Genomic DNA, 15741 nt, shown 5'->3' on the forward strand with positions numbered 1-15741 from the left:
GCCCGGTGGCCAGAGCACCCGGCAGGTCCCCCAGCCCGGTGGCAGGCCCGCGCCCGGCGCGGTGCCGCCCGCTGAGCGGCCGACCGAGAACATCCCGCAGACCCCCGGGGACGGCAAGGACCAGGGTCGCGGTCGCGGTGGTGCCGTGGCCGGTGGCGTCGTCGGCGGCGTGGCGGTGGCGGCCGCGCTCGGCGGTGCGGCCGCCGCGGCGGCCGGCGGCGCGGCGGGTGCGGGAGCCGCAGGAGCGGCGGGTGCGGGAGCCGCAGGAGCGGCGGGTGCCGGTGGCGCGAGCGGTGACTCGCCGCGCGAACCGCAGCTGCTCACCCACGAGGCCACGCAGAGCTCGTACGACTACTACTCGACGAACGACGCGTACTCCGACGACGGTCGCTACGACGACGGGTACGACGACCGGTACGGGGATCGCGGACATGGCGACGACGGGTTCGGCCCCGACGACGAGCTGCTCGACCCGGACGACGAGGTGAGCGCCCGCAAGGCCAAGCGGAAGAAGATCTGGCGGCGCATCCGCCGCACCTGCTACGTGGCGGCCGCGGCGATGCTGCTGCTGGGCATCGGGACGTTCGCGTGGGGCTACACCATGTGGGAGGTCCCGAACCCCGAGCAGATCGCCAGCCGCACCGAGCAGACGATCGTCGTCAACTACGCCGACGGCCAGGAGATGACCCGCATCGTCCCCGAAGCGGGTTCGAAGACGATGATCCGGGACCTGCGGGGCGAGGTCTCGAAGCCGATGCTCGACGCCACGGTCGCCGCGGAGGACGCGTCCTTCTACACCAACCCGGGCTTCTCCATCCGGGGCATCCTGGTCGCGGTGTACAACCAGATCGGCGGTGGCGCCGGTGGTGGTTCCACGCTGACCCAGCAGTACGTGAAGCTGGCGCTGGACCAGGACGAGTACTCGATCACCCGGAAGGTCAAGGAAGTCGTCGTCGCCTACAAGGTGACCAACCAGCAGTCGAAGGACGACATCCTCAAGGCCTACCTGAACACCGCGTACTACGGCCGCGGCGCCTACGGCATCCACACCGCGGCGGAGGCCTACTTCGGCAAGCTGCCGAAGGACCTGGACCCGAGCGAGGCCGCGGTCCTGGCCGGCATGGTGCAGCGCCCCACCGCCAACGACCCCCGGGTCGACCCGGAGCAGGGGCAGTGGCGCTGGGAGTACGTGGCCGGCCAGATGCTGAAGAACGGCTTCATCAGCCAGGACGTCCGCGCGAGCATGGCGCTGCCCGAGACCCGGGAGCGCGAGGCGTGGAAGAGCAAGCCGGAGGGCAACTCCTCCCAGCTGCACATCCGCAAGCAGGTGCTGGCCGAGCTGGAACGCGAGGGCTACAGCGAGCAGGCGCTGACCCTCGGCGGCTACACGATCACCACGACGATCGACCCGAACGCGCAGCGGATGGCCGAGGACGCGGTCCGGAAGGTGACGCAGGGCCAGCCGCAGAACCTGCGCACCTCGCTGGTCGCGGTCGATCCGAAGACCGGTGGGGTCCGGGCCTACTACGGCGGCGGTGACCAGGTGTATTTCGACTACGCCGCCTCGCCGCAGCCACCGGGTTCGTCGTTCAAGCCGTTCGTGGTGATGGCCGGTCTGGAGAAGGACTACGGCATCGGCGAGTACTACGACGGCAGCGACCACCAGGAGATCCTGGGCACCACGTTCGGCAACGCGCCGGGCTCGGTGTGCGACGACCCGAAGCACTGCGGTGTCCGCGAGGCCATGAACAAGTCGGTGAACACCGTGTTCGTGAACATGGCCGCGAAGTTCGGGACTCCGTCGGTGCGGGAGGCCGCGATCCAAGCAGGCGTTCCGAGCGAGTACAACGGCGAGCCGACCCTCCAGAACGAGGACGGCGGCGTCGACGCCGGTATCGCGCTGGGCGCCTACCCGGTGCGGGCGATCGACATGGCGGCCTCGTACGCGACCTTCGCGAACGAGGGCAAGCAGGTCCACCCGCAGTTCGTGTCGAAGATCCAGAACGCGGTGAAGACCGAGGAGTTCGCGCCGGAGCCGTCCAAGCCGGCGTTCTCGGACAGCGCGTCGGAGAGCAAGAACCTCGCGGCGAACCTCATCCAGTCGATGATCGGCGTGGCCGAGCACTCGAAGCTGCCGCTGGACAAGGGCCGGCCGGTGGCCGCGAAGACCGGTACCCACCAGTACTTCGACACCGAGAAGAACCAGAACGCGTGGATGATCGGTGCCACGCCGCAGCTGTCCACCGCGGTCGGCATGCTCGCCGACGAGGACGGCAAGCCGATGCCGGTCGAGCAGGCCAACGGGAAGATCATCTACGGCAGCGGCCTGCCCGGTGACATCTGGCAGGAATTCATGAACGAGTACCACAAGAACCTGCCGGTGGAGCAGTTCCCGAAGGCCAGCCCGATCGGCCAGTTCGAGCAGAAGCTCCCGCCGCAGCCGACGACGACGAGCGAGGAACCGCCGCCGCCGCCGACCTCGGAGCCGCCGCCCACCACGTCGGAGGAGACGACCACCAGCGAGAGCGAGACCTCGGAGAGCGAGTCCGAGGGCTCCGACCCGTCCGACAACTGCGGCTTGTTCGGCTGCCCGCCGGGGCAGGGCGACGACGACGATGACGGTCCCGGCGGCAACGCCGTCGGACCGACCCGCGGACGCGACGGCGAATGACCCCGGCCCGCACCGGGCGGCGCGCGACGCCGCCCGGTGCGGGCGTGGGAGACCCGTCCGCACGCCGTAGCATCCGGGCGTGTCCACGAAGCCCGAGCACGCCGGCACCGAGCCCGAGGAGCCCGACAAGGTGAGCGCGGCAGTGGACGGCGACTCGCTTGACGCGGCGGACCGGGTCGTGCCGACCTGGACCGAACCCGTCGCCGCGGCGGCCTCCCGGCCGTTCGGCGGCCCGCTGGGGCGGCACGCGCAGGTGGGCAGGCAGTGGTTCTGGACGCCGCTGCGCGTCCTGCTGCTGCTGGCGATGATCACGCTCGCCGCGGCCTGGCTGTTCAAGGCGCCCTGCCTGCAGACCTACGACACCTCGGCGGGCACTCAGCTGGACTGGCGGGCGAACCGGCAGTACACGGCGATGTGCTACTCCGACATCATCCCCCGCTTCGGCATGGGCGACCTCGCCCCCGACGGGGTGTTCCCGTACAAGACGCCGTGGACGGCCGCGCCCGGGACTCCGCCGGAAGAGCAGCACTACATGGAGTACCCGGTGGTCACCGGGGTCTTCCAGTGGATCAACGCGAAGATCACCGACGGCTGGTCGACGCTGTCCGCGCTGGGCTGGCTGCCCCCGGCGATGATCACCGTCCTGTACTTCAACGTCACCGCGTTCTGGCTGACCGCGGCCTGGCTCGTCGTGGTGTGGGCGGCGATGCGGCTCGCCGCGCGCCGCACCTGGGACGCCGCGCTCGTCGCGCTGAGCCCGCTGGTGTTCGTGCACGCCTTCACCAACTTCGACGCGCTGAGCGCCGCGCTGGCCACCACCGGGCTGCTCGCCTGGGCGAAGCGACGACCGTGGCTGGCCGGGGTGCTGATCGGGCTGGGCGGCGCGGCGAAGCTGTACCCGCTGCTGCTGCTCGGCCCGCTGCTGGTGCTGTGCCTGCGCGCGGGCCGATCGCGCGACGGCGGGCGCGCGCTCGCCGGAGCCGCGGCGGCCTGGCTGGTGGTGAACCTGCCGATCCTGCTGCTGTACCCGGTGGGCTGGGGCGAGTTCTACCGGCTCAACACTTCGCGCGCGGCCGACCCGGATTCGCTGTACAACGCGCTCGCCCACTTCACCGGCTGGGCCGGGTTCGACGGGCCGCTCGCCGCCGGGCAGGCACCGGTGGTGCTCAACGCGGTGGCGCTGGGGCTGTTCGCGCTGGCCTGCGCCGGGATCGGCTGGCTGGCGCTGGCCGCGCCGGTGCGGCCCCGGCTGGTGCAGCTGTGCTTCCTGGTGGTCGCCGCGTTCCTGCTGACCAACAAGGTGTGGAGTCCGCAGTACTCGCTGTGGCTGGTTCCGCTGGCGGTGCTGGCCGTGCCGCGCTGGCGGTGGCTGCTGACCTGGATGGTCGCGGACGCCGCGATGTGGGCGCCGCGGATGTACTACTACCTGGGCACCGACAACAAGGGGTTGCCGGAGGGCTGGTTCCTGGGCGCCGTGCTGATCCGCGACGTGCTGGTGATCGCGCTGTGCGCGCTGGTCGTGCACGAGGTGCTGCACCCGGAAGCGGACCGGGTGCGCCGCGCGCTCGGCCCGGCGGGTTCGCACGGGCCCGCGGCGGTGGACGACCCGGCGGGCGGATCCCTCGACGGCGCCCCGGACCGGGTGGTGGTGCCGTGGCCGAGAGGTGCGGCGCGGCGGATCAGCGGTTGGGCCCGGACCGTCGGGCCGGGCGTTCAGCGCGGGGAACGGGTGAGCTGAACCGTCCGCTCCACATCGGACCCGGGCGGCTCCTGCTCGTCCTCGTCCACGGTGGACGTCGACCCGAGGAACGCCGGGAACAGGCCGACCAGCAGCGCCGCGCGGCCCCACACGCCGATCATCAGCGCCTGCGCGGTGAACCCGTCCCCGATGCCGCCGCCCTCGCCCATCCAGCGGAAGATGCTGATGCCCATCGCCAGGTCGGCCAGCAGGTACGCCACCACCCAGCCCCAGCGCACCCGCAGCAGCACGAAGAACGGCAGCAACCACAAGGTGTACTGCGGCGAGTGCACCTTGTGCAGCAGCAGGAACCCGCACAGCGCCGCCGCCGACACCTGGATCCACGGGTAGGTGCCGGTGCGCCGCCGCAGCCACTCCCCCGCCAGGCACGCGGCCGCGAACGACAGCAGCACCGCCACCGGCGAGACCACGCCCATCACCTGCTGGAACCCGTCGGCGTCGGCGACCCCGCGGAAACCCCAGTACCAGACGGAGTTCGTGCTCAGGTCCACCTTCCGCTGGGACTGGAACTCGAACGACGCCCACCAGCCCTCGAACCCGGCCAGTGCGAACGGCAGGTTCGCCAGCACCACCGTGCCCGCCGCCGCACCCAGCACCGCCAGCGCGCCCCGCACGTCGAACCGCCGCCCCGCGGGCAGCTCGGCACCGCCGCGACCACCGGTGAGCACGTGCAGCGCCAGCGGCAGCACGAACAACCCGGGGTAGATCTTGAACGCGAACCCCGCGCCGAGCAGCACCGCGCCCTGCACCGCCCGGGTGCGCAGCGGCGCGCCACCGCGGTGCACCACGAACACCGCGGCCACCGCGCACGCCACCACCGGCAGGTCCCAGTTGTGGAAGGCGTACAGCACCAGCGGCGGGGCCAACGCCCACAGCAGCGCCCGGTACCCGCTCAACCGGCCCAGCCACCACGCCACCGCCACCCCGAACGGTGCCATGAGCAGCGCCGATGCGGCGAGGAACCCGGCGTCGGTGTGCACGGACAACGCGCCCAGCCAGATCAGCAGCCCGGACAGCACCGGATACTCGACGACGCCGCCGTGCAGCGATCCGTCCTCATCGATGCCGCCGTGCACGTACGGGAAGACGTGCCGGTCGATGTCCCGGCCCACCCACAGGTTCTGCACGTCCGAGTAGCAGACCTCGGAGTACGCCCGCTCCTGGTAGGCCGGTTCGGACCGGCCCCACTGGTCGAACTCGGGGCCGGTGCAGCGCGCCTTGTTCGCGTAACCCGCCGCCAGCGCCAGCGCGGTGAGCAGGCACAGCAGCGCGAGCGCTCCGGCGGTGAGGCGCCGGCCCGCGCGGCCCGGAACCGCGCCGGCCGGGGTTCCCGCGAGCTGCTCGCGCATCGGTGTCCTCCCTGCCGGGCGGGCACCCGTCCCGCACCTTCGACGGCTGTCGGCGCCGACCCTAGCCGCAGGCTCGGATCAACCCCGCACCTTGTCCCGCAGGAAGCCGATGTCCGCGGCCTGCCCGTCGCCGGGGGTCTCCACCACGACCGGTGCGTCCGCCGTCTCGCACACCGCGACCAGCACGTCCGGGTCGATCTCGCCCGCGCCGATGTTGGCGTGCCGGTCCCGGGAGGAGCCGAACGCGTCGCGGGAGTCGTTGAGGTGCACCAGGTCGATCCGCCCGGTGATGCCCTTGACCCGCTCCGCGATGCCCGGCAGCTCTTCACCCGCCGCGTGCGCGTGGCAGGTGTCCAGGCAGAACCCGGCGCCGAACTCGCCGACCGCGTCCCACAACCGGGCCAGCACGTCGAAGCGGCGCGCCATCGCGTTCGCCCCGCCCGCGGTGTTCTCGATCAGCACCGGTACCGCGAACCCGCCTTCGTCGGCCTGACGCTCGAACAGCTTGCGCCAGTTCGCGATGCCCTCGGCCGGGTCGTCGTCCTTGGTGACGTGCCCGCCGTGCACGACGAGGCCGCGGGCGCCGACCTCGGCGGCGGCCTTCGCCTGCTGCGCCACGGCCTTGCGGGACGGGATGCGGATGCGGTTGTTCAGCGAGGCCACGTTGATCACGTACGGGGAGTGGATGAACACCGCGAGCTCGCCGTCGCGCAGCTCCGCGGTCTGCGGGTGCGGTTTCGGGGCCTTCCAGCCCTGCGGGTCGGACAGGAAGAACTGCACGACGTCCGCGCCCCGCTCCTGGGCCGCGGTGATCGGATCGTCGTCCCGGACATGAGCACCGATGAGCATGTCCGCAGGGTAGCCACCCGCCGGTGGGCCCGTGCCGCGCGCCGGGGCCCGGCCGCCCGGTCCACCGCTGCTCCGAAGCGGTGACGCGAACGGGTGCTCAATCGTTCAGGTTTCCCAAAATGCGGATTTGCCGAAGTTTTCGTGTGCGGGCCGTCACCACTTGCCGGTCCGACACGTTATTTTCCTGAGAAGCGGTGAACGGGTATCACGGGGTCGTGCAGCGGGGAGGAACCATGAGTGACGAAGCCATGCGTCCGGACGAAGGCTCGCGGCCGCAGGTGAACCCGTTGCTGCGCCGCGCGGGACGCACCGGGCTCGGCCGGGTGCTGGCCGCGGGCACCGTCGGCGCCTTCGTCACCGCGAGCAGCCTCCTCGGCGCGGGCACCGCGAGCGCCGCGGGCTCCCTCGTCATCGACAAGTGCGCGGGCACCACCGAGTCGAGCGAGTACGGCCAGGCCATCCTCGCCTCCCCGAACGCGCTGGACGCCAAGGTGCGGCAGGGGACGCTGCTGGTCTTCCCGTTCGGCTTCGACATCGCCGACCAGGCCGTGCAGGAGTTCAAGAACACCGGGGCGATCTCGCTGGGCACGGTCACCGAGGAGAAGCAGAAGTTCTCCGGCAAGGCCCTCGCCCAGGAGTTCACCCCGCGCATCGACGGCCTGGCCGCGCTGCAGGGCCGCGGCGCCGAGGTCAGCAAGCACGTCCGCAACCTCGCCGCCCTCGGCTGCTTCGGCGCGAGCGTCACCGGGCACGAGAAGCCGGCCCCGCCGCCGCCCGCGCCCGAACCGGAACCCAGCGAGCAGCCCGCGCCGCCGTCCCACACGGCGCCCGCTCCGCCGAGCACCGGCGTGCGGCCGGCGCCCGGCACCACCGCCCCCGGCGTGCCCGGCTACTCGACCGGTGCGCCGGTCCTCGTCGCGCCACCCGGCTACGCCTCGGGCGCGCCCGGCCTCCCCGGGCAGCTGCCGCCGTGGGCGCAGGCCCAGTTCGGCGCCGCCCCCGGCTTCTCGCCGAACATCGGCGACCTGCGGGAGCAGGCCGCCGCCCAGGAGCGGGCGCGGGCCGAGCAGGCCGCCCGCGAGGAGGTCCGGGCCGCGGGCAAGGCCGAAGCGCTGCCGATGAGCCAGGGCGACCGGGTGGCGCTGCCGGTGCTCATCGCGGCGATCTCGCTGGCCGGGGTCACCGCGGCGCTGGTCCGCACCTGGGTGCTGCGCCGCGCCTGACCTCGGCGGTACCCGGCTCACCGGCCTGTCGGACCTGGTTGCTAGCCTTGCCGGGTTCGTGAAGGACCCTCCTGCCACGGAAAGTCCGTGGCCGTGAGTCCACAGGAGGTGAGTGGTCTTCATGCGTCATTACGAGCTCATGGTCATCCTCGACCCGAGCCTGGACGAGCGCACCGTGCCTCAGTCCCTGGAAAACTTCCTCAAGGTCATCCGCAACGACGGTGGCAGCGTCGAGAAGCTCGATGTGTGGGGCCGTCGCCGGCTCGCCTTCGAGATCGAGAAGCAGGCCGAGGGCATCTACGTCGTCGTGGACATCAACAGCGAGCCCGCCTCGATCAAGGAGCTGGACCGCCAGCTGAACTTGAACGAGACGATCCTGCGCACCAAGGTGCAGCGGCGCGTCGCCGAACCGCGCAAGGAGGCCCGCGTGGCCCGCGCGGCCGCGAAGGCGACCAAGCACGCCAACCGCTCCGAGGCCTCGGCCTGAGCAACCGCGACCGGACTCGTCCGGTCCGTTGGCGGCGATCCGCACTTCAGGTGACCCGCATGTCAAGAGACCCCGCATGTCAAGGACGGAGTCCAGGCGATGGCCGGTGAAACGGTAATCACGGTGGTCGGCAACCTCACCGCCGACCCGGAGCTGCGCTTCACACCTTCCGGTGCCGCCGTGGCGAACTTCACGATCGCCTCGACGCCCCGCACCTTCGACCGCCAGTCCGGCGAGTGGAAGGACGGCGAGGCGCTGTTCCTGCGCTGCAACATCTGGCGCCAGGCCGCGGAGAACGTGGCCGAGACGCTGACCCGCGGCATGCGGGTCATCGCGCAGGGCAGGTTGCGCCAGCGTTCCTTCGAGACGAAGGAAGGCGAGAAGCGCACCGTCGTCGAGCTCGAGGTCGACGAGATCGGGCCCTCCCTGAAGTACGCGACCGCCAAGGTGAACAAGGTCAGCCGCGGTGGCGGCGGCGGTGGTTTCGGTGGTGGCGGCGGCCAGTCCGCGCCTGCCGACGACCCGTGGGGTTCCGCTCCCCCCGCCGGTTCTTCCGGCGGCGGGTTCAGCGACGAACCGCCGTTCTGACGCCCGCGCGCTCACTCGACTCGTAATAGCTTTCCAGGAGGAAGACCATGGCCAAGGCGCCTGTGCGCAAGCCTAAGAAGAAGGTCTGCGTGTTCTGCAAGGACCGCGCTGCGCAGAGCATCGACTACAAGGACACGACGCTGCTGCGCAAGTACATCTCGGACCGCGGCAAGATCCGCGCCCGTCGGGTGACCGGCAACTGCAGCCAGCACCAGCGCGACGTCGCCATCGCGGTGAAGAACGCCCGCGAGATGGCGCTGCTGCCCTACACCTCGACCGCCCGCTGATTCGAGACCGCTCGTCCGGTCCGCGCTGCTCCGGCGCGCGGTCCCGGATGTCCGCGGTCTCGTGAGAGACGCTAGAAGGAGACACGTCGTGAAGATCATTCTGACTGCTGACGTGGCCGGCCTGGGCGAGTCGGGTGACATCGTCGAGGTCAAGGACGGCTACGCGCGCAACCTGCTGCTGCCGCGCGGCCTGGCCATCGTCGCCACCAAGGGCGCGCAGAAGCAGATCGAGACGATCCGCCGCACCCAGGAGGCCCGCCGGGTCCGCAACCTGGAGCACGCCCAGGAGCTGAAGGCCCAGCTGCAGGACCTCGGTCCGGTCACGCTGACCGCCAAGGTCTCGGGTCAGGGCAAGCTGTTCGGTTCGATCACCGCCGCCGATGTCGTGGCCGCGGTGCGCAAGGCCGGTGGCCCGAACCTGGACAAGCGCTCGGTGGACCTGCGCGGCCACATCAAGGCCCTGGGCAAGCACGGGGTCGACGTCCGGCTGCACCCCGACGTCAAGGCGTCGGTGAACGTCCAGGTGTCGGCCGCGAGCTGACCCCGGTACGCGTTCGTTCGGCGGGAGTCCGGGCTTCCCGGGCTTCCGCCGATGCGTCCGGTCATGTGCTGCGGCGCTCGGCCGCTGCCGGGTTCCGCCGTTCGGCGGCGGACGGCGATGATCACTCGTTCGTCCGCTTGACGGTCACGGAACTCGTTCGTGCGCCGTCGAATCCGACACGCCGAACGAGCAGTTTCCCCGCGACACGCCGCGGGTTTTTCAACAGATTTCTCCACAAGCAGTCCACAAGGGCTGACCTGTGGTTTTCGGATGATCTTGGTTGGTTGTCCCCAGGTTGTCCCCATCGGTTCCGCCGAGTTGTACACAGGTATCCGCGACTTGTCCCCAGCTGTCCACAGGTTGTCCCGATAGTTGTCCACAGCTCGGTTTGCCTGGTCCATGCGAGCGATCTAGCTTCCCCCACGCGCCCGCGCGTGACGGATCGTGATCGGCCGGTGCGCGCTGGCCGGCTCCCGCACCGGGGACGCCGTCGTGGATCGCGCGACCAGTAAGGCCGCCCGCAGCGGTGGCGGGTGACGGTGTCGGAGGTGACGGGTACCCGTGGCGTTGGCAGACGAACGAGGCGCACAGCCCGCGTCGAACGGGGACTCCGGCTTCGAACGCCAGCCCCCGCAGGACTTGGCCGCGGAGCAGTCCGTGCTCGGCGGCATGATGCTGAGCAAGGACGCCATCGCCGACGTCGTCGAGGTGCTGACCCCGAACGACTTCTACCGGCCCGCGCACCAGGCCATCTACAACTGCGTCCTCGACCTGTACGGCCGCGGCGAACCCGCCGATGCGATCACCGTCTCCGCCGAGCTCGAACGCCGCCAGGAGCTGCAGCGCATCGGCGGCGCCCCCTACATGCACACGCTGATCGCCAGCGTGCCGACCGCCGCCAACGCCGGCTACTACGCCGAGATCGTCGCGGAGAAGGCCGTGCTGCGGCGGCTGGTCGAAGCGGGCACCCGCATCGTGCAGCTCGGCTACCACGGCGCCGAGGGCTCCGCGATCGAAGAGGTCGTGGACCGCGCGCAGGCCGCCATCTACGACGTCACCGAGCGCCGCACCAGCGAGGACTACGCGGCGCTGGAAGACCTGCTGCAGCCGACGATGGACGAGATCGACGCCATCGCCTCCCGCGGCGGCCAGTCCCAGGGCATCCCCACCGGCTTCGTCGACCTCGACGAGGTCACCAACGGGCTGCACGGCGGGCAGATGATCATCGTCGCGGCGCGGCCCGGTGTCGGCAAGGCGCTCGCGCTGGACACCCCGCTGCCCACCCCCGGTGGCTGGACCACGATGGGCGAGGTCGCCGTCGGCGACGAGCTGATCGGCCTGTCCGGGCGGCCCATCCGGGTGCTGCGCGCGACCGAGGTGCTCACCGACCGCCCGTGCTTCGAGGTCGAGTTCTCCGACGGCGGCGTCCTCGTCGCCGACGCCCAGCACCAGTGGCGGCTCTCCGACGGGCAAGTCCGCACCACCGCCGAGCTCGCCGCCACCGGCACCGACCACGAACTCCCCGCGCACGCCGGATTGCGCCTGCCGCAGCGGGAGCTGCCGGTGGCGCCGTACGCGCTCGGGGTGTGGCTCGCCGCGGGCGATGAGTCCGGTGCGGTGCGCGGTGAACCGGAACTGCTGGAGCTGGCCGGGCTCGCGCACGCCGCCGAACCCGCGGACGCCGAGGTCACGACCGTCGGCGCCGTCGTCGAGTACCCCGCAGAGGAGGGCGCCGCGGAACAGGACGCCCTGAAACCCGAGTTCGGCGTGGACATCCCCGCCGCGCTCGCCCGGTTCGGCGCCTGGGACGACCACGACCTGCCGTCCGCGTACCTGCGCGCCAGCGAGGATCAGCGCCGCGCGCTGCTGGCCGGACTGCTCGACGCCGCCGGTTCCGTCGACGCCGACGGCAGGCTGCGGCTGGAGATCAGCGAGCCGCTCTCGGTGCGGGTGCGGGAGCTGCTGCTCGGCCTCGGCTACACCTGCGGCACCCGGATCGCGGATTCCGCGCACGGCGGCTTCGACCGGGTGGCGATCGTGTTCGACAGCGGCCCCGACGAGGTGTTCCGGCTGCCCGCGAAGAACGCCGAGCACAAGGAGGCCCGGCAGGACCGGGCCGAGCCGCCGCGCCGCGTCGTCGCCGTCCGGGAGGTGCCGAGCGTGCCGGTGCGCTGCGTCGAGGTCGACGCCCCCGACCACCTGTACCTCGCCGGGCGCGGCATGGTTCCCACGCACAACTCCACGCTCGGGCTGGACTTCGCCCGCACCGCGTCGATCAAGCACGGCCTGGCCAGCGTCATCTTCTCCCTGGAGATGGGCAAGACCGAGATCGTGATGCGCATGCTCTCCGCGGAGGCGCGCATCCGGCTCGGCGACATGCGCGGTGGCCGCATGACCGACGACGACTGGACGCGGCTCGCGCGGCGGATGAGCGAGATCAGCGAGGCGCCGCTGTACGTGGACGACTCGCCGAACCTGACCATGATGGAGATCCGCGCGAAGGCGCGGCGGCTCAAGCAGCGCGCCGACATCCAGCTGGTCGTCGTGGACTACCTGCAGCTGATGACCTCCGGCAAGCGCGTCGAATCCCGGCAGCAGGAGGTCTCGGAGTTCTCCCGTAACCTCAAGCTGCTCGCCAAGGAGCTGGAAGTCCCCGTCGTCGCGATCTCCCAGCTGAACCGAGGTCCCGAACAGCGCACCGACAAGCGCCCGCAGCTCTCGGACCTGCGTGAATCCGGTTCCCTGGAACAGGACGCGGACATGGTGATCCTGATCAACCGGCCGGACGCGTTCGAACGCGACGACCCCCGGATGGGCGAGGCCGACCTCATCCTGGCCAAGCACCGCGCCGGCCCCCAGGCCACCATCACCGTCGCCCACCAGCTGCACTACAGCCGCTTCGTCGACATGGCCCCCGAATAGCCGGATCAGGCGCCGGTGGTGCCGTCGATGGCTTCGCGGAGGAGGTCGGCGTGGCCGTTGTGGCGGGCGTACTCGTGGATCAGGTGCAGCAGCACCAGGCGCAGCGAGACGTCGGTGCCGGAGCGCGGGTCGCGGGCCACGACGTCGAGGGACTCGGCTTCGCGCTCGATGCGGCGGGAGTGCTCGACCTCGGCGCGCCACGCGGCGAACGCCTCCGCCCCGGTGCAGCCGCTCGGGTCGTAGGCGGCCTGGAAGTCCCCGTCCGCGGACCACACCAGCGGGACGTCCTCGCCCGCGATGGTGCGGCGGAACCAGGCCCGCTCGACCTCGGCCAGGTGCCGCAGCAGGCCGAGCAGGCTCAGCTCGGACGGCGGGGACGCGCGCCTGCGCAGGTCCTCGTCGCCGAGGCCGTCGCACTTCATCGCCAGCGTCGCCCGGTGGAAGTCCAGGTAGGAGCGCAGCATCGGTCGTTCGGCGCCGGTCGTCGGCGGGGCGGGGCGTTCGACGGGCACGAGCACTCCTGGATCAGAACGAGGGATCAGAACGGGGTATCAGAACGAGAAATCAGAACCGGGGATCAGAACGGGCAGTACATGACGTGCAGGCCGATCCGGCCCAGCTCGGGGTGCTCGAACGCGCCGGGCACGGTGCCGATCACCGCGAAGCCGAGCCGCTCGTAGAGCGCGACGGCCGACCGGTTCGACTCGACGACCGCGTTGAACTGCATCCCCGCGTAGCCGGCGCCGCGCGCCCAGGACAGGGCGTCCGCGCACAGCCCGCCGCCGACGCCTCCGCCGCGCGCCTCCGCGGCGACCATGAAGCTCGCGGTGGACACGTGCGCGCCGGGGCCCGCCCGGTTCGGCCCCATCTTGGCGGTGCCCAGCACCCGCCCGTCGACCTCGGCGACGGTGGTGCGGCCCGGCGGCCGTTCCAGCCAGAGCTCGCGGGCCTGCTCGGCGGACAGGTCCCGCTCGTAGCAGAACGTCTCGCCCGCGCGCGCCACCTCGCGGAGGATCGGCCACACCTCGGGCCAGTCGGCCTCGACGAACTCCCGGATCCGCATGCGGCGAACGCTAGTGCGACTCGGGTGGGTGAACAATCGGTTTTCCGCCGCGCACCCGATCGCCGTGACCTCGGACGACCGCGTCGCGGGCGAGCACCGGGCGCGCCGGGCCGACACGCCGGGGCGTGTGCTGCCGGAGTGATCAACGCCCGCTCCCTACCCTCGATCACATCCGGTACCGGCCGCGGCGAAGGGCGAAGCGATGCGCACCGTTTTCCTGCACGGCGAGGTGGAGGGCTTCGCCGCGGCCGCCGCCGCGCTGTCCGGGCGGTTCGGCGCGCGCCCCGACGCGCCGGACCTGCTCGGCGTGCTGCTGCGGGACAAGTGCGCGCGGGACGGGCTGCTCGCCCGCTGGACCGCGCCCGACCTGGTGCGGGTGCTCACCGAGGTGGTGCCCCGGCACCTGGTGCTGCCCCGCTGGGCGGCGGTGCCCGCACTCCTGCACGACTGGATCGACTTCCTCGCCGAGGAACGGCTGCTGATGTCCGGCAGCGACCCGGTGCCCGCGCTGCACGCGGCGATCGACGAGGCCGTGCCCGCCTTCCTGGCGGCGATGGCCGAACCCGCCGAGTGGGGACCGGAGAAGTTCTGGTCGCTGGCCGCGCGGGAGCACGGCGTCGACCTCGGTGCGGAGGGCGAGTTCGCCCGGTTCGTCGCCGCGGTGGACGACGGCGAGATCGAGCTGGACCGGGCCGTGTTGCGCGCCGTCGAGGAACGGGCCGACCGGGAACCGCTGCCCGTCCCGGTGCACTGGCTGCCACCGATGCGCATCCCCGACGGCGCGACGCCGGACGCCGAAGCGGCGGGCACTCCGATCATCGCGCGGATGGCCGCGCTGCTGCGCTGGACCGGCACCGGCCGCGAGCTCGGCGACGGGACGGAGCTGGCCGCGGAGCTGGACTGCGAGCCGGACCTGGCGCCGGCCACCGCGGCGTGGGCGGATCGCGCGCACCTGGTGCGAATCATCGACGACCGGGTGGTGCGCAGCGCGATCAGCACCCCGCTGCTGGCCGAACCGGGCGTGCTGTGGACGCGGCTGTGGCAATCGTTCGTGCTGCTCGACGAGGTGGCCGGGGACGACGCCGAGCTGCTGGACGGGCTGCTCGACGGCGAGGACGCGTTCCCGGAGCTGGTGCAGGGCGTGCTCAGCGCGCTCTACACCAACACCGGCGCGGTGCCGGTCGAGCAAGTGGTGGGCCTGGTGCTGCACGCGATCACCGACCGGGCCGATGCCCGGCCCGCGGTGGCGCGGGTGGTGGACCGGGTGCTGCGGCTCTGGGAGGCGCTGGGCGTGCTGCGCCGCTACCGCACCGACCTGCCGGAACTGCTGGAGCGCATCGAGGCGTTCGCGCCCGGATCGGCGGACCGCGCGGTGGTGGAACTGCTGCCGCTGGGGGTGTGGGCCGCGCACGGCTCGCTGCGCGGGTACGGCTTCGTCGCCCCGACGGTGGAGGAGGCGATCGCGCTGCCCGCCGAGGTGGTGGTGCTCGCGCTGCCGGGCGGCCCGGCGGACGTGGTGGACGAGGTCGTCGCGGGCTGGGTCGGGGTGCGCGGCCGGGCGGCGGCCGCCGTGGAACTCGCCGACCTGCTGCGCCGGGTCGACGACCCGGAGGTGCGGCTCGGCGCGCTGTGGCTGCTGGAGCACACCGGCGACGAAGGCGTGGCCGCGGTGCGCGGGCTGCGCGAGGACCCGGTGTGCGGGCCCGCCGCCCGGATGTGGCTGCGGGTGCGGCCGACCGAGCGGGACGTCGAGCTGCGCGACGGCGACGAACTGGTCGTCGCGCTGGACGCGATGGTCGTCACCGCGCGGGAGGACTCGGCCGCGTTCCTCGCCGACTTCCGGACCCGCCCCACCCCGGACCAGCTCGCGGTGCTCGACGAGATCGCCCGGGCCGGGGACGCGCGGGCCGACGTGGGGGGGGGGGGGGGGGGGGGGCGCCGCCCCCCCCCCCCCCCCCCCCCCCCCCCCCCCCCCCCGGGGAAGAGGGAGGGGGGAGAGACC

At 72.2% G+C, this 15741-nt stretch carries 13 protein-coding genes; 9 read left to right on the forward strand and 4 right to left on the reverse strand.

Annotated elements, in window-relative coordinates:
- Window positions 1-2671 (forward strand): transglycosylase domain-containing protein (locus LCD31_RS25630; RefSeq protein WP_224962165.1); only part of this gene is annotated, 2671 nt, incomplete at its 5' end.
- A 79-nt stretch (window positions 2672-2750) separates the two neighbouring features.
- On the forward strand, window positions 2751-4409 hold the full coding sequence (locus LCD31_RS25635) for a glycosyltransferase family 87 protein (protein ID WP_374108127.1): 1659 nt from the start codon (window positions 2751-2753) through the stop codon (window positions 4407-4409).
- On the opposite strand, the gene LCD31_RS25640 is transcribed toward LCD31_RS25635, so the two are convergent.
- Window positions 4385-5779 (reverse strand): glycosyltransferase family 87 protein, encoded by a 1395-nt coding sequence (locus LCD31_RS25640; protein WP_224962167.1) that lies wholly within the window; start codon window positions 5777-5779, stop codon window positions 4385-4387. The genes LCD31_RS25635 and LCD31_RS25640 overlap by 25 nt on opposite strands.
- A 78-nt stretch (window positions 5780-5857) precedes the next feature.
- Window positions 5858-6628: a deoxyribonuclease IV gene (locus tag LCD31_RS25645; protein WP_224962169.1), complete on the reverse strand. Its 771-nt coding sequence runs from the start codon at window positions 6626-6628 to the stop codon at window positions 5858-5860.
- Window positions 6629-6861: 233 nt separating this feature from the next.
- On the opposite strand from LCD31_RS25645, the gene LCD31_RS25650 reads away from it, so the two are divergent.
- The 6 genes from LCD31_RS25650 (at window position 6862) to dnaB (ending at window position 12676) form a co-directional block, all read left to right on the forward strand.
- Window positions 6862-7851: a hypothetical protein gene (locus tag LCD31_RS25650; protein WP_224962172.1), complete on the forward strand. Its 990-nt coding sequence runs from the start codon at window positions 6862-6864 to the stop codon at window positions 7849-7851.
- Between the two features lie 121 nt (window positions 7852-7972).
- The gene (gene rpsF / locus LCD31_RS25655; RefSeq protein WP_224962174.1) at window positions 7973-8338 is read left to right on the forward strand and encodes a 30S ribosomal protein S6; all 366 of its coding nucleotides are present in this window, start codon (window positions 7973-7975) and stop codon (window positions 8336-8338) included.
- A gap of 99 nt (window positions 8339-8437) precedes the next feature.
- Window positions 8438-8926 carry a single-stranded DNA-binding protein gene (locus tag LCD31_RS25660; RefSeq protein ID WP_224962176.1) on the forward strand — a complete coding sequence of 163 codons (489 nt, stop codon included), beginning with the start codon at window positions 8438-8440 and terminating at the stop codon, window positions 8924-8926.
- A 47-nt stretch (window positions 8927-8973) separates the two neighbouring features.
- Window positions 8974-9213, forward strand: a complete 240-nt coding sequence (rpsR, locus tag LCD31_RS25665) for a 30S ribosomal protein S18 (RefSeq protein WP_184484100.1) — start codon at window positions 8974-8976, stop codon at window positions 9211-9213.
- An 88-nt stretch (window positions 9214-9301) separates the two neighbouring features.
- Window positions 9302-9754: a 50S ribosomal protein L9 gene (gene rplI / locus LCD31_RS25670; protein ID WP_224962178.1), complete on the forward strand. Its 453-nt coding sequence runs from the start codon at window positions 9302-9304 to the stop codon at window positions 9752-9754.
- Window positions 9755-10315: 561 nt separating this feature from the next.
- Entirely contained in the window at window positions 10316-12676 is a 2361-nt protein-coding gene (gene dnaB / locus LCD31_RS25675; protein WP_224962180.1) for a replicative DNA helicase, read from the forward strand.
- Between the two features lie 5 nt (window positions 12677-12681).
- Here the strand turns inward: dnaB and LCD31_RS25680 are convergent, their stop codons facing one another.
- Together LCD31_RS25680 and LCD31_RS25685 are read right to left on the reverse strand one after the other, a co-directional pair.
- On the reverse strand, window positions 12682-13188 hold the full coding sequence (locus LCD31_RS25680; protein ID WP_224962182.1) for a DinB family protein: 507 nt from the start codon (window positions 13186-13188) through the stop codon (window positions 12682-12684).
- Window positions 13189-13253: 65 nt separating this feature from the next.
- Window positions 13254-13739 (reverse strand): GNAT family N-acetyltransferase, encoded by a 486-nt coding sequence (locus LCD31_RS25685; RefSeq protein ID WP_224962184.1) that lies wholly within the window; start codon window positions 13737-13739, stop codon window positions 13254-13256.
- Window positions 13740-13941: 202 nt separating this feature from the next.
- On the opposite strand from LCD31_RS25685, the gene LCD31_RS25690 reads away from it, so the two are divergent.
- Window positions 13942-15741, forward strand: a 1800-nt coding sequence (locus LCD31_RS25690; RefSeq protein ID WP_224962186.1) for a hypothetical protein, incomplete at its 3' end; no start/stop codon positions are given.

Source organism: Saccharopolyspora sp. 6M (assembly GCF_020176775.1).
GTDB lineage: Bacteria > Actinomycetota > Actinomycetes > Mycobacteriales > Pseudonocardiaceae > Saccharopolyspora_C > Saccharopolyspora_C gregorii.

Coding starts and splice junctions, on each gene's coding strand:
- LCD31_RS25640 (WP_224962167.1), bottom strand. CDS start 5,779: ATGCGCGAGCAGCTCGCGGGAACCCCGGCCGGCGCGGTTCCGGGCCGC.
- LCD31_RS25645 (WP_224962169.1), bottom strand. CDS start 6,628: ATGCTCATCGGTGCTCATGTCCGGGACGACGATCCGATCACCGCGGCC.
- LCD31_RS25650 (WP_224962172.1), top strand. CDS start 6,862: ATGAGTGACGAAGCCATGCGTCCGGACGAAGGCTCGCGGCCGCAGGTG.
- rpsF (WP_224962174.1), top strand. CDS start 7,973: ATGCGTCATTACGAGCTCATGGTCATCCTCGACCCGAGCCTGGACGAG.
- LCD31_RS25660 (WP_224962176.1), top strand. CDS start 8,438: ATGGCCGGTGAAACGGTAATCACGGTGGTCGGCAACCTCACCGCCGAC.
- rpsR (WP_184484100.1), top strand. CDS start 8,974: ATGGCCAAGGCGCCTGTGCGCAAGCCTAAGAAGAAGGTCTGCGTGTTC.
- LCD31_RS25685 (WP_224962184.1), bottom strand. CDS start 13,739: ATGCGGATCCGGGAGTTCGTCGAGGCCGACTGGCCCGAGGTGTGGCCG.